The sequence below is a fragment of the Pandoraea horticolens genome, from assembly GCF_902459555.1.
Lineage (GTDB): Bacteria > Pseudomonadota > Gammaproteobacteria > Burkholderiales > Burkholderiaceae > Pandoraea > Pandoraea horticolens.
Genome location: NZ_CABPSM010000014.1, coordinates 63,636 through 76,597, shown reverse-complemented (window position 1 = coordinate 76,597; position 12,962 = coordinate 63,636). Strand labels below are relative to the sequence as shown.

The window sequence follows — 12,962 nt, the reverse complement described above, 5'->3', positions numbered from 1 at the left end:
AAAAAAATTCGGAAAATAAAAAAAGCGCCGCTACTGCGGCGCGTCATACCGGATTCTGGAGGCCAGTGAGTGGCAGCCAGCCCCCGCGATTTATCGTCGGGGAATCTGACTGGCCTGAGCGTCGCCGTCACCGACCGGTTTGTCCGTCGGGGCCGCAGATTCGACGGCCGCAGCCTCAGATGCAGCGGCTTGCGGCGCAGGATTGCAGGACGTCATCGGACTAGCGGAACACTCTGCCTTGGTGCCCAGATCGCCGGGAAGCGCTGCGGCGGCAATGCCCTCCAATATCGGGCAATCGGGGCGGTCATCGCCGTGGCAATGCATGGCGAGATGCGAAAGTGTGTCGCGCATGGCCACCAGTTCGCCAATGCGTTGATTGAGTTCGTCGACATGAGATTGGGCGAGCGCTTTCACCTGTGCGCTGGAACGGCCGCGATCCTGCCAAAGTGCCAGTAACTGGCGGATCTGGTCGATCCCGAAGCCCAATCGTCTCGACTGGCGAATGAACCGAAGCAGATGAAGATCCTGCTCGCCGTATCGCCGGTAACCTGCCTCGGAGCGAGGGCTCGGAGGCATCAGGCCGATACTTTCGTAGTACCGGATCATCTTGGCCGTCACGCCGCTGGCCTGTGCCGCTTGTCCGATGTTCATCACTGCCTCACTGGGGGGAACCGAGGGTTGAACGACGGGATGGAGGAACCGTTCATCGCCTTGTCGTTACCCGATAGCACAAGCCGGGCGCTGATAGGCGCGTGATCGGAAATCCGTGACCAGGGGCGCCCACGCAAGACCTGCGCCCCTTCGATATGAAAGCCGCGTGCGTAAATGCGGTCAAGTCGCAAAAGCGGCAATCCACTCGGGAAACTACGTGCGGGACGCCCCGCACTGTTCTGAAACACCTCGGTCAGCGCCAGTTTTTCCGCCAGCAACCGATCCGCCTGATTGCTCCAGTCGTTGAAGTCGCCCGCGATGATCAACGGCGCATCGGCGGGAATGGCATCGGCAACGCGCTCCGCGAGCATCTCGAACTGGCGCCGGCGGCCGCGACCTGCCAGCGACAAATGCACACACAGGCAATGCAGCGGTTGCGTCAGTCCCGGCACGGCAATCTCGCAATGAAGCATGCCGCGCTTCTCAAAACTATAGGTCGTGATGTCGTGATTGTCCGACCGGACGATCGGATAACGGCTCAGAATCGCGTTGCCATGATGCCCATGCTCGTAGACGACATTGCGTCCATAAGCGTGATCGCGCCACATACCTTGAGCCAAAAACTCGTGTTGTGGCTGTACCGGCCAGTTACTGTGACGCAGGGCATGCCGCTGGTGCATGCCCTGCACTTCCTGAAGGAAGACAAGATCCGGTGCAAGTCCCTCCAACCCCGCGCGCAATTCGTGAACACGCAAACGGTTGAATGCGGAAAACCCCTTGTGGATGTTGTAACTTGCGATATGCAGACTATTCATATTCGGCAGCACTGGCTCCACGACAAAAGACGGGCGATATCATCCAGATGACGTCGCTTTCGACGATTTTCAAGCCAGATGGAAATCCGGGTGAGGCACCAGCAGGACCTTTTCCGTGCCTCACCCCTAATCATTTCATTATGCGCCGTTCACCTTGCGTCCGGGCAAACCACCCTCACGCGCCAGCGCGACGGGCCTCGCCAATACTCCTGGCAGCGCTCTCATTGACCTCTTGCACCACTGGACGCCACCGGCGCAGCAACAGCGCATTACTCACCACACTGACACTGCTGAGCGCCATCGCCGCACCGGCGATCACCGGACTCAACAGCCCGAAGGCCGCCAGCGGAATACCGATCACGTTGTACGCGAAGGCCCAGAACAAGTTCTGACGGATCTTCGACCACGTACGACGGGAGACATCGATAGCATCGGCAACTCGAAGCGGATCGCCGCGCATCAGCGCGATGCCCGCCGTCTGCATCGCGACATCGGTACCGGACCCCATCGCGATACCGACGTCGGCTGCGGCGAGTGCCGGAGCGTCGTTGATGCCATCGCCAACCATGGCTACGACCACACCGTCGCGCTTGAGTTGCGCAATTACCTCCGCTTTGCGCTCCGGCAGCACGTCTGCATGAACCTCATCGAGCCCCAACGCGTCGGCCACGGCCTTGGCACTCCCCGCGTTATCCCCCGTGATCATCACGCAGCGCACACCAAGGGCATGCAATCGGTCGATGGCCGGGCGCGCCGTGGCTTTGAGCGTGTCGCCGAACGCCAGCAGCCCTAGCAACCGCGCCGCACCCGCACTAGTGCCCTCGTCGCCGGTCTCCACCAGCCACGAGACGGTACGCCCCTCAGCCGCCAGACGCTTGGCCTCCCCGGCCAGCGCTGCCTGCGAGATGCCCAGTTCGTCGAGCAACCGGGCATTGCCCAATTGCAGTCGATGGACACCGCGCAGTTCGCCCACGTCGCCCGCCTCCTCGACACGCGCGCGCATCCCTCTGCCAGGCAACGCGGCAATCTCGGAAGCCACCGGTATTGCCAACGTTAGCCCAGCCTCCTCCGCCGCCGTCATCACCGCCTTCGCCAGCGGATGCGAACTCCCCGACTGCACCGCAGCGGCCCAGCGCAACAACGTCTCGGCGCTCGTGCCCGGCGCAGGCAGATGGGCCACCAGTCGCGGTTTGCCTTCGGTCAGCGTTCCTGTCTTGTCGAAGGCAACGACGCCGATACGGTGTGCCAGTTCGAGTGCTTCGGCATCCTTGATGAGAATGCCATGCCGCGCTGCCGCGCCTGTGCCTACCATGATCGCGGCAGGCGTTGCCAGCCCCAGCGCACACGGGCAAGCGATGACCAGCACCGCCACCGCATTGAGCAGCGCTGCCTCGAGTCCGATACCCAGCATCCAGCCAACGACGACCGTGGCAATCGCAATAAGCACGACCACCGGCACAAAGACCGCAGCCACCCGATCGACGGCACGTTGAATCGGCGCCTTGCCGGCCTGCGCGTCTTCGACCATGCGAATGATGCGGGCCAGTGCCGTATCGGCACCGACAGCCGTCGTCTCCACTCGCAGCATCCCGGCCCCATTGATCGAGCCACCGACAACTTTGTCACCGGCCGCTTTGTCGATAGGCAACGGCTCGCCAGTCAGCAACGATTCGTCGAGCTGGCTGGCGCCGTCACGAATCTCGCCGTCCACCGGCACACGCTCACCGGCACGCACCACGACCCAGTCACCCACTTTCACTTGCCCCAGCGGCACCGTGACCTCGTTCGCCGCACCTTGCGGGTCGCGCAACACCTGCGCCGTCTCCGGGCGCAACGCCGCAAGCGCGCGAATCGCTTCCACGGTACGGCGCTTTGCCCGCGCTTCGAGCCACTTGCCGAGTAGCACCAGCGTAATGACGACGGCTGCTGCTTCGAAATACAGATGCGGCATGCCACCCGCGGGCGCACGCCACCATTCGTACAAGCTCAGACCGTAGGCCGCAGACGTGCCCAAGGCCACCAGCAAATCCATATTGCCGCTACCCGCGCGCACCGCCTTGTAACCTGCTCGATAGAACCGCGCACCGAGCCAGAACTGCACCGGTGTGGCAAGCAGCCACTGCAGCCACGGCGGTGGCATCAGATGAATGCCGAACGGCTCGAGCAACATCGGTAACAGCAACGGCAGCGATAGCACCGCGGCAACCGCCACCGGCCACCACGCAGGGCCTTCCTGCGATGTCGCAGCCTGCGCCGGGTCCGTCACCGGCGACGCTTCATATCCTGCCTTCTCGACGGCCGCGGTGAGCGCGGCTACGTCGACGACCCCACGAACGCCGCGCACGGCAGCGCGTTCCGTCGCCAGATTGACGTTGGCTTCGACTACGCCCGGCACGTTCCGAAGCGCTTTTTCCACACGTCCCGAGCACGAGGCACAGGTCATGCCGCCAATCGCCAACTCGAAGGATTGCTCTGCAATTTGATACCCTGCGTCGCTCACGGCCGTCTCGAGCGCACCGAGCAACGCCGCAGGGGTCACGTCAGGCGCGGCCTCCACGGCCGCCGTCTCAGTTGCAAGATTCACGTTGGCACTGGTCACGCCCGGCGCTCGCCGCAACGCCTTCTCGACCCGCGTCACACACGAAGCGCAGGTCATGCCCTCAATACCGACCAACCAGTTCCGATTCATTTCAGGGTCTCCAGGAAGACTGCCATCATCCGTCACACCATAATCCTTGCCATGACAGGAAGGTCAAGCGGCTCGCGTCAACATGTCGCAGCCCTCACCATGACAGCCTCGCCAGCCCTCACGATAGCGCGCCCGGAGCCGCCCAGGTTTGGGCGACGTCTGAGCGATCGCGCGAATTCTCTGAAAAAAGCGCTTGAGCTTCCTGCCGTAGGAAGGTCTATCATCGATTTGCCTGGTCAGTGCCACCCCAACCTCTTTCAAGGAGTTGAACATGCAAGTGCAAGTCGAAGGTATGAGCTGCGGTCATTGCGTCAAAGCCGTCACGCGGGCAATTACCGAGCGCGACGCTGCGGCCAAGGTCAATGTAGATCTGAGCGCGGGTCGCGTGGACGTCGAAAGCCGTCTCTCGCCGGCTGAAGTCAGCGCCGCCATCACCGACGCCGGTTACACGGTGAAAGGCACCACGGCCTGAACGTCGTCCGGTAAGTCAGATGCCGCAAGCCTCACTCGACGTTGCGGCATCTGACGCCCCCCAACTGCCGGCGAATCGTCCGGTCTCGCCCCGTTCCACAATCCCACGCGCGCCGCGCAGTCTTCCCTGCAAACGCGCGACACCTTGTGCTACGCTCTCTCTCGCCGAATACGCACGGACGCCGCGCGATAAGTCACCGCGCGGCTCTGCGCGTGCGGCATACACGTCTTCAGGGCGGGGTGAAAGTCCCCACCGGCGGTATGTGACACTGCGCAGCGAAAGCTGCGTTCGTCATGAGCCCGCGAGCGCCTGCCACCGTCGCTTTCGTGACACCGGCAGGGTCAGCAGATCTGGTGTGAAGCCAGAGCCGACGGTCATAGTCCGGATGAGAGAAGATGCGTCGATACCCACGTGCCATGGGATGCCATTCCATGGCGACGTCCGTTCGCATGCCCCGAAAACGTTTTTCGCCCGATTGACTTACGCGAGGAGCGTTTCATGTCCGTTATCACCAGTACGACCCAAGCTGCACCGCAAGACACCGCATCGGCCTCGACAGTCGGCACAGCCGACACGGTCGACGATCTGCATGCCTACCCGGCTTTCACCCACCTGCCGCCCGTCGAAGTCCGTCTGGCCGCCTCGCTCCAGGCGATGCGCGAAGGCCGTCCGGTCATTCTGATGGACGATCTCGACCGCGAGAACGAGGCCGACCTGATCGTCGCCGCCGAGAAAATCACCCCGGCCACCATGGCCATGCTGATTCGTGAGTGCAGCGGCATCGTCTGTCTGTGTCTGCCTGACGAGACCCTGCGCCGTCTCGATCTGCCGCCAATGGTCGAGCAAAACCAGAGCCGTTACGGCACGGCGTTCACCGTGACCATCGAGGCCCGCCAAGGCGTGAGCACTGGCGTATCCGCCGCCGACCGAGTGACCACGGTTCGTGCCGCGATTGCCGACGACGCCCAGCCCTCCGACCTGTCCCGCCCAGGCCACGTCTTCCCGCTGCGTGCGCAGCCGGGCGGTGTACTCACGCGCCGGGGCCATACGGAAGGCTCCGTCGATCTGGCGATTCTCGCCGGTCTGAAACCCGCCGCCGTGCTGTGCGAGTTGATGAATCCGGACGGGACGATGACGCGCGGCGCAGACATCGAACGCTTCGCCGAGCAACACGGTCTGCCGATTCTGACCATCGACGAGTTGGCCAACTATCGCCTCAGCCACGCACAAGCGGCCTGAGGCCGGCCTGAACCAGCGTCGAGGCGAGGGAGCACTGCGGCGCCCCCGCCTCGACGCTTCCCTCTAACGCGGAATGCCCCAACGCACCTCGCGACTTCTATAATCGGGCATATCGCTAGCATTATAAAAGTTACGAGGAAGACACCATGAATACCCGAGCGGACGCTGCCACCGTACTGGCGCAGTGGGAAGCCGACGAAGCCGCCGTGCGCGAACGGCTCGCCCGCAATGGTCCCTTGCGTTACGGTGTTGCAACGCCGTCCGACGTGATCGGTCTGACCGGTCAGGAAATGTTTCAGGCGATGTTCGACGGCAAGCTACCGATGCCGCCGATCAGCGAGACGCTCGGCTTCATTGCCATTGAGGTGGCGAACGGCCGCGCCGTCTTTCAGGGCCGCCCGGCCTTGCCGTATTACAACCCGCTCGGCTCCGTCCACGGCGGCTGGTACGCAACCCTGCTGGATTCCGCCGTCGCTTGCGCAGTTCATTCGACGCTACCCGCCGGGCGCAGCTACACCACGCTAGAACTCAAGACCAACATGGTCCGTGCGCTCACGCGCGACGTCCCCTGCGTGCGTGCCGAAGGCAACATCGTTCAGGTCGGACGCCAGATCGGCATCGCCGAAGGCCGCATCGTCGGGCCGGACGGCACGCTCTACGCGCACGCCACGACCACCTGTCTGATCTTCGACTTTCCGCCGCGCAAAGCCTAGCCCAAGCGCAGCGCCGGCAAATAGAAAAAGCCCGCCGGAGGCAACCCCGGCGGGCTTTTCATTACGCTTGTCTCGCACCCGACACGCTATCGCGGCAAGCGCGAGCCTCGATCAATGCGACGACGGACCGCCGCCGTGCTGCTCGCCATCGGGTTGGTGCTCCAGCGTCTCTTTGAAGGCGATCTGGAGCTTGGCGTGCATACGCACGAACCAACTGCGCATCACGATAGCCAGCACCACCGTGCCCGCAACGATCAACGCGATCATTTCCGTCGACGGTAGAATGCTTGCCGACAAAGCCGCTACCAGCAGGATCACCCCGACCATGGCGGCAATCGGCAGGATCTCGGCCACCACGCGGCGCACCTGAAGCGTGTACCGGCCGGTCAGGCTCGGCGGCACCGACAGTTCCACGAGCAACAACGAGAGCGACTTGAGCTTGCGGTACACCGCAATCAGGAATGGCAGCGACAGCACTAGCGCCGCGCCCCACACCACGGCGCTTTGCAGGCTAGGGTCGCGCACCCAGGGCGACATCAGGTCGGCCAGCCGCCGGTAGAAGAACGCGCCACCGAGGAAGATCGTGACGACCAGCGCCAGATTGATGGCAACGCTCACCACGATACGCCGCACGATCGTGACAAGCGCAGCACTGTCGCCCGTCAGTTGAATGCTCTGCAACCACTGTGTGTACTGCCCCAGCACATAGGACAGACGCCCCGGCATCGCCCGGCCAAGCCATCCTGTCACCGGATCGGCGCTCTTGATCAGATACGGCGTGAGCAGCGTCGTGATGATCGACACGGCCACGGCAATCGGATAAAGGAAGTCGCTCGTCACCTTGAGCGAAAGCCCGAGCGACGCAATGATGAACGAGAACTCTCCGATTTGCGACAGGCCCATGCCCACGCGCATCGACGTACGCCCATCCTGCCCGGAGAGGTACGCTCCCAGACCGCACGACACGATCTTGCCGATCACCACCGCCAGGGTGATAACCAGAATCGGCCAAACGTACGTAACGAGGACGTGCGGGTCGAGCAACAGGCCGATGGTGACGAAGAACACGGCGCTGAACATGTCGCGCAGCGGTGCAACCAACCGCTCGATCGTGTGCAGCTCACGCGCCTCGGCCATGATGGCGCCGATCAGGAACGCGCCGAGCGCCACGCTGTAACCCATCTGGATGACCATCAGGCAGAAGCCGAAGCACAGACCCAGCACGACGATCAACAGCATTTCGTCGCTCTTGAACTTCGCCACGTACGCGAGAATACGCGGCACGAGCAGAATGCCCACGACGAGCGACACCACCATGAACAGCAGCAGCTTGCCCAGTGTAAAGGTGGCTTCACCGGCATCGACCGAGCCGCTGATGGCAATGCCCGAGAGCAGCGCGATCATGCCGATGGCGAGCACGTCTTCCACGATGAGCACGCCGAAGATGAGCTGGGCGAAACGCTCGCGCTTCATGCCGAGTTCGTCGAGCGCCTTCACGATGATGGTGGTCGACGAGACGGCGAGCATCGCGCCGAGGAAGATCGAGTCCATCGCCTTCCAGCCGAAGAATCGTCCGATCTCGTAGCCCAGCCAGAGCATCAATACGATCTCGGTGATCGCGGCCACGAATGCCGTCACGCCAACCCGCGCGAGCTTGCGCAAGCTGAACTCCAGCCCCAGCGAGAACATCAGGAACACAACACCGAGTTCGGCCAGGATGCCGATGGTCTTCTCGTCATGTATCAATGCGAACGGCGGTGTATACGGGCCGATGATCACACCCGCCACGATATAGCCGAGCACGACCGGCTGCCGGAACCGGTTGAAGATAACTGTCACGATGCCTGCCAGCAGCATGATGACGGCCAGATCCTGAATGAAGTCGATGGCGTGATGCATCCGATACGTTCTCCCCGCGGCGTTTTACACCGATATTGCTGTTCTTGACTCCACGCCGGTCGCACGCCGCGCCCCTGCCGGGCCGCAGCGATTAACACAAGACGTGATGCTTGATGAAGGTGGGAAGCCGGCCGCGTGCAGCCGGCTTGATAGACGTTGTGTTCGTTCGCCCGGTCGTCCATGGTGAACCGTCGCCGGGGGTGCTGGCCTGCGCATCCCCGAAGGGGCTCCGGCACGATGGCCGAATTGGCAATTCCAGACGAAACACCGGCCGAAAACTGGCGCCAAATCAATATACGCGATGGGCGAACACGCGCGCAACCCAAGATTGACGGGGCTTTTCATAAAAAATTCCCGTTTTTCGTCACTTGCGACGAATTTTTTCTTCTTGCTTTTTGTCTCGTCGCCATATGAAATATCACACAAATATCAATCGAATTTCACAGAGATTGCCGGCTATGCATTTTCATCCGTCCGTCAGAGAGAACCGTGACGGCATCGATACGAGCGTCGATGTGCCCATCGCCGGCCGATACCTCCCCCACTGATGCCCAACGACACCCCCCTCGAACCCAGCCACTCCGCAACGGCAACAACCGGCCTCGTCAATTCGCCGGCGATCGCTGACGGGCGCAGCCTGACGCAGCGCGCTTACGAAGCCATCAAGCACGACATCATCACGTTGCGTCTGCGCCCCGGCGAAACGCTCAACGAAGCACAGTTGATGCAGTCGACGGGACTGGGGCGCACCCCCGTGCATCAGGCGATGCACCGGCTCGCACTCGAGGGGCTACTGGTCATCCTGCCGCGCAAGGGCGCGATGGTCGCGCCCGTCTCGCTCAACGACGCACTCGAGATCATCGACGTTCGCATGATCAACGAAACGTACTGCGTGGAATTGGCCGCGCGCGCCGCCACGCCCGACGACCTCGCCGCCATCGAAGCGGTGCTGGCTCGCTCGCGCGAGGCGATTGCCACGCGCAACGTAGCAGCGATGATGTGTATCGACCGCGACTTCCATCTGGCGATCTCACGCGCCTCGCGTAATCAGACGCTCGCCGAGCTGTTACGCGGACTGCACGAGCGCTCGCTGCGCTTCTGGTTTCTCGCGCTGTCGACACCGAGCCATCTGGAAGACGTGTACGAGGAACATCTCGAACTGTTCGAAGCACTCGCCGCGCACGACGCCGAACGCGCCCGCCGCGCGATCACCCGTCATATCGAAGAATTCCGCACCCACATCCTGAAAGCGATCTGACCATGAGCACCGACGCCATCGATCTGCAACGCCCCTTGTCCGAACTCGCCGCCGCGCTCGACGCCGGGCGCACCACCAGCCGTGCATTGACCGAGCAAGCGCTCGCCCGCATTGCCGACCCCGCCGGTCAGGGCAATGTCGTCTTCACGCAATTCGACGCCCAAGCCGCTCGTCACGCCGCCGACGGCCTCGACGCCCTGCGCCGCGCAGGCGCGCGTCTGTCGCCGCTGATGGGCATTCCCGTGTCGGTGAAGGATCTGTTCGACGTGGCAGGGCAAGTCACGCGCGCGGGCGCCAAAGTCCTATCGGACGCCGCCCCGGCCAAGCACGACGCCCTCGCTGTGGCGCGGCTGCGCCAGGCGGGTACGGTGATCGTCGGCCGCACCAACATGACCGAATTCGCTTTCTCGGGCCTGGGCCTGAACCCGCACTACGGCACGCCGCGCTCGCCGTGGCAGCGCGAGGCGGGTCATATTGCGGGAGGCTCGTCGTCGGGGGCAGCCGCGTCAGTGGCCGACGGCATGGCAGCCGTCGGACTCGGCACCGATACGGGCGGCTCGATTCGCATTCCGTCGGCATTCTGCGGTCTGACGGGATTCAAGCCAACGGCCGCGCGCACGCCACGCGACGGCGCGCTGCCGCTCTCGACGTCGCTGGACTCGGTCGGTCCCATCGGCCGCTCGGTCGACTGCTGCGCCTGGGTCGACGCCATCCTCAGCGGCAACGCCATCGACGAGACCCCGGCCGCGCCGCGCGATGTGCGCGGCATGCGCTTCGGCATCTTGACGAACTTCGTGCTGGATGGCGCGGAACCCGCTGCCATCGCGATCTACCAGCGGGCCCTCGCCGTGCTCGCCAAGGCAGGCGCCACGCTCGTGGAATTCAAGTTCTCGCCGTTCGATGGCCTGCCCGCGATGAACCGCTTCGGCTTTTCGCCTATCGAGGCTTATGCCTGGCACCGCACGCTACTCGCCGAACGCGCGCAGGATTACGATCCGCGCGTGCTGGTGCGCATTCGCAAAGGCGAGCCGGCCAGCGCCGCCGATTACATCGACCTGTTGAACGCGCGCGCCGCCCTCATCGCTGCCGCGACCCCGGTTTGGCAAAGCTTCGACGCCGTGCTGTGCCCGACGGTGCCGCTCACGCCGCCGGCCATCGCGCCGCTCGAAGCGAGCGACGAGACGTTCACAGCCACCAACGCGTTGGTGCTGCGTAACCCCACGGCCATCAACATGATCGACGGCTGCGCGTTTTCACTGCCGTGTCAGGGCGCGGGCGAAGCCCCCATCGGCCTGATGGTCAGCGCAGCGGCGGGCGACGACGCGCGCCTGTTCCCGGTCGGACGCGCCATCGAGCACGCCCTGCGCTCGGCACGTCTTGGCGGTTGATGTCAACCGCGCCACGCGTTTAGACACCGGCCACGCACGCGCGGGCGGCTGCATCGCCTGCGCGTCCGCACAAAAATGGGGGGGTTGCGCTGTGCCGCACGGCGTGAAAGCGTCTGATTTTCGAGCAAAAAGTTCCGTAATTTTTCGACTCACGCACGAATCGGGCAGGGGTTACAATGCCAGCCCAAGTGCCTGCCGCCCAGCGTCATGCGGGTTTTGCGGGATTCGTGATGGCCCACCGCCCGAAGTGAAATGAACGCTCAAATCGACCCGGCCCTGCGCCGCGAACGCCGGCTGTACCTCCTGCTCACCGTGGTCTGCCTCGCCCTGTTGGGCGGCGCGCTGTATTTCCAGTACGTACTTCACGAAGACCCATGTCCGCTGTGTATTCTGGCGCGTTACGCGCTCGTGCTGATCGCGATCTTCGGTCTGGTCGGCGCGGTCTCGCGCAGTTGGGCAGGCATTCAGTTCGCACGCGTGCTCGCCGCTTTGTCGGCCATCGGCGGCATGGCCGCATCAGGCTATCTGATCTATGTGCAGGTCAATCCGCTGGTGAGCTGCGGATATGACGTGGTCGAAGCCTTCGTCGATGCCTTGCCGACATCGCGCATGCTGCCGCAAGTATTCCAGGTGCAGGGAATGTGTCAGACGGTGTACCCGCCGATCCTCGGCCTCACGCTGCCGATGTGGTCGCTCGCCGCGTTTGTCGTGATTTTCCTGTCGCTGGCGTTGCGTCGTCCGCGCCGTGTGATTTCTTTGCGCTAAGTCGTTGCGCTGAGACTTCGCCGGGCATGACTCGTGTCACCGGCCGTCTGCCTTCGGGCGACGGTCGCGTCCCTCTCGCCCGCGTTCCCTCAGGGCCGCGCCAGTACAGGCGCTTCCGCCCCGCCACCGTTCTCGACATCCAACTCCGTCGCCACATCCGCCACTCGCCGGCGCAGCCACGTCACCTCCGGCGCGGCATGCGTGCGCTCGTGCCATAGCTGATAGAAGCGCATCGGCGGAAAGGCAAAAGGGGACGGCAACACACGAATCGGCAAATACCGCGCGTAATGCTGCGCGAACTGCCGCCCCGTCGTAAACACCAGATCGGTGCGCATGAGCACATACGGCACGAGCCCGAAATACGGCATCGTCATCTGGATATTGCGGCGCAGCCCCTGCTCCGCCAGGCATCCGTCGATAAAGCTCTGACGCTCGGCTACGTAAGGCGTGGGCGCCAGATGCGGCAACTCCAGATAATGCTTGAGCGAAATGCCCTTGTTCGCGAGGGGATGCTGCGCGCCGAGCATGCAGACCACTTCGTCGTCGAACAGACGCGACATATGCAGTTGCGGCGGCGGTTCCAGCCAGTTGCCGATCACCACGTCGAGCGAACCGTTTTCCAGCGCGCCGGCGTAGTCAAAGCCTGCGTTGATCGGCTGCACATGCAGTCGTGCCGAGGGCGCGTCGCGGCGCAGCACTTCAGCGATGTTGGGCAGAAAAACGGCGTCGAGATAGTCGGGCGCACCGAGGCGAAACGCCCGCGTGGTGGTCTGCGGCGCGAATTCCATGGTGGGATGCGTAATGCGTTCGATGGCGGCCAGCGCATCGGTCGCGTAGCCCAGCAACTCCCGGCCGCGTTCGGTGGCCACCATGCCGCTCTTGCCACGCACCAGAATGGCGTCGCCGGTGATCTCACGCAGGCGGCGCAGCGAATTGCTGATGGCTGGCTGCGACTGACCGAGCTTGAGCGCCGCGCGTGAAACGCTTTGTTCGGTCAACAGCGTATGAAGTACCCGCAGCAAGTAGGCGTCGATCTGTTCGCGGGGTCTTTGCATGGGTTGGGACGCTCTGGG

At 63.5% G+C, this 12,962-nt stretch carries 10 protein-coding genes, 1 pseudogene and 1 riboswitch; of the genes and pseudogenes, 6 read left to right on the top strand and 5 right to left on the bottom strand.

Going from position 1 to position 12,962, the window contains the following annotated elements; genetic code table 11:
- Nucleotides 1-270: 270 nt before the first annotated feature.
- The 3 genes and pseudogenes from cueR to PHO31112_RS20395 form a co-directional block, all read right to left on the bottom strand.
- Nucleotides 271-651: pseudogene (cueR, locus tag PHO31112_RS20405) on the bottom strand (Cu(I)-responsive transcriptional regulator); the annotation flags it as partial.
- Nucleotides 651-1,466 carry an endonuclease/exonuclease/phosphatase family protein gene (locus tag PHO31112_RS20400; RefSeq protein WP_150622502.1) on the bottom strand — a complete coding sequence of 272 codons (816 nt, stop codon included), beginning with the start codon at nucleotides 1,464-1,466 and terminating at the stop codon, nucleotides 651-653. The gene PHO31112_RS20400 and the pseudogene cueR, both read right to left, overlap by 1 nt.
- A 175-nt stretch (nucleotides 1,467-1,641) precedes the next feature.
- Nucleotides 1,642-4,155, bottom strand: coding sequence for a heavy metal translocating P-type ATPase (locus PHO31112_RS20395; protein WP_150622500.1), 2,514 nt, complete (start codon nucleotides 4,153-4,155; stop codon nucleotides 1,642-1,644).
- 271 nt (nucleotides 4,156-4,426) lie between these two features.
- Between PHO31112_RS20395 and PHO31112_RS20390 the strand changes: the two genes are divergently transcribed.
- The 3 genes from PHO31112_RS20390 to PHO31112_RS20380 all read left to right on the top strand — a co-directional run bounded on the left by PHO31112_RS20390 (nucleotide 4,427) and on the right by PHO31112_RS20380 (nucleotide 6,579).
- Nucleotides 4,427-4,627 carry a heavy-metal-associated domain-containing protein gene (locus PHO31112_RS20390; protein WP_425495223.1) on the top strand — a complete coding sequence of 67 codons (201 nt, stop codon included), beginning with the start codon at nucleotides 4,427-4,429 and terminating at the stop codon, nucleotides 4,625-4,627.
- 221 nt (nucleotides 4,628-4,848) lie between these two features.
- A riboswitch (FMN riboswitch) is annotated at nucleotides 4,849-5,028 on the top strand.
- Between the two features lie 97 nt (nucleotides 5,029-5,125).
- Nucleotides 5,126-5,866: a 3,4-dihydroxy-2-butanone-4-phosphate synthase gene (gene ribB / locus PHO31112_RS20385; RefSeq protein ID WP_150622496.1), complete on the top strand. Its 741-nt coding sequence runs from the start codon at nucleotides 5,126-5,128 to the stop codon at nucleotides 5,864-5,866.
- Between the two features lie 146 nt (nucleotides 5,867-6,012).
- Entirely contained in the window at nucleotides 6,013-6,579 is a 567-nt protein-coding gene (locus PHO31112_RS20380) for a PaaI family thioesterase (RefSeq protein ID WP_150622494.1), read from the top strand.
- A gap of 111 nt (nucleotides 6,580-6,690) precedes the next feature.
- Here the strand turns inward: PHO31112_RS20380 and PHO31112_RS20375 are convergent, their stop codons facing one another.
- A complete protein-coding gene (locus PHO31112_RS20375) occupies nucleotides 6,691-8,478 on the bottom strand; it encodes a cation:proton antiporter (protein ID WP_150622492.1) in 1,788 nt (595 codons plus the stop codon).
- Nucleotides 8,479-9,025: 547 nt separating this feature from the next.
- On the opposite strand from PHO31112_RS20375, the gene PHO31112_RS20370 reads away from it, so the two are divergent.
- From PHO31112_RS20370 to PHO31112_RS20360, 3 genes are all read left to right on the top strand, one after another.
- The gene (locus PHO31112_RS20370) at nucleotides 9,026-9,736 is read left to right on the top strand and encodes a GntR family transcriptional regulator (protein ID WP_246178426.1); all 711 of its coding nucleotides are present in this window, start codon (nucleotides 9,026-9,028) and stop codon (nucleotides 9,734-9,736) included.
- A gap of 2 nt (nucleotides 9,737-9,738) precedes the next feature.
- Nucleotides 9,739-11,124, top strand: coding sequence for an amidase (locus PHO31112_RS20365; RefSeq protein ID WP_150622490.1), 1,386 nt, complete (start codon nucleotides 9,739-9,741; stop codon nucleotides 11,122-11,124).
- Between the two features lie 252 nt (nucleotides 11,125-11,376).
- Nucleotides 11,377-11,889 (top strand): disulfide bond formation protein B, encoded by a 513-nt coding sequence (locus PHO31112_RS20360; protein ID WP_150622488.1) that lies wholly within the window; start codon nucleotides 11,377-11,379, stop codon nucleotides 11,887-11,889.
- Nucleotides 11,890-11,978: 89 nt separating this feature from the next.
- Here PHO31112_RS20360 and PHO31112_RS20355 read toward each other — a convergent pair whose 3' ends face one another.
- Nucleotides 11,979-12,944 carry a LysR substrate-binding domain-containing protein gene (locus PHO31112_RS20355; protein ID WP_150622486.1) on the bottom strand — a complete coding sequence of 322 codons (966 nt, stop codon included), beginning with the start codon at nucleotides 12,942-12,944 and terminating at the stop codon, nucleotides 11,979-11,981.
- Nucleotides 12,945-12,962: the final 18 nt, after the last annotated feature.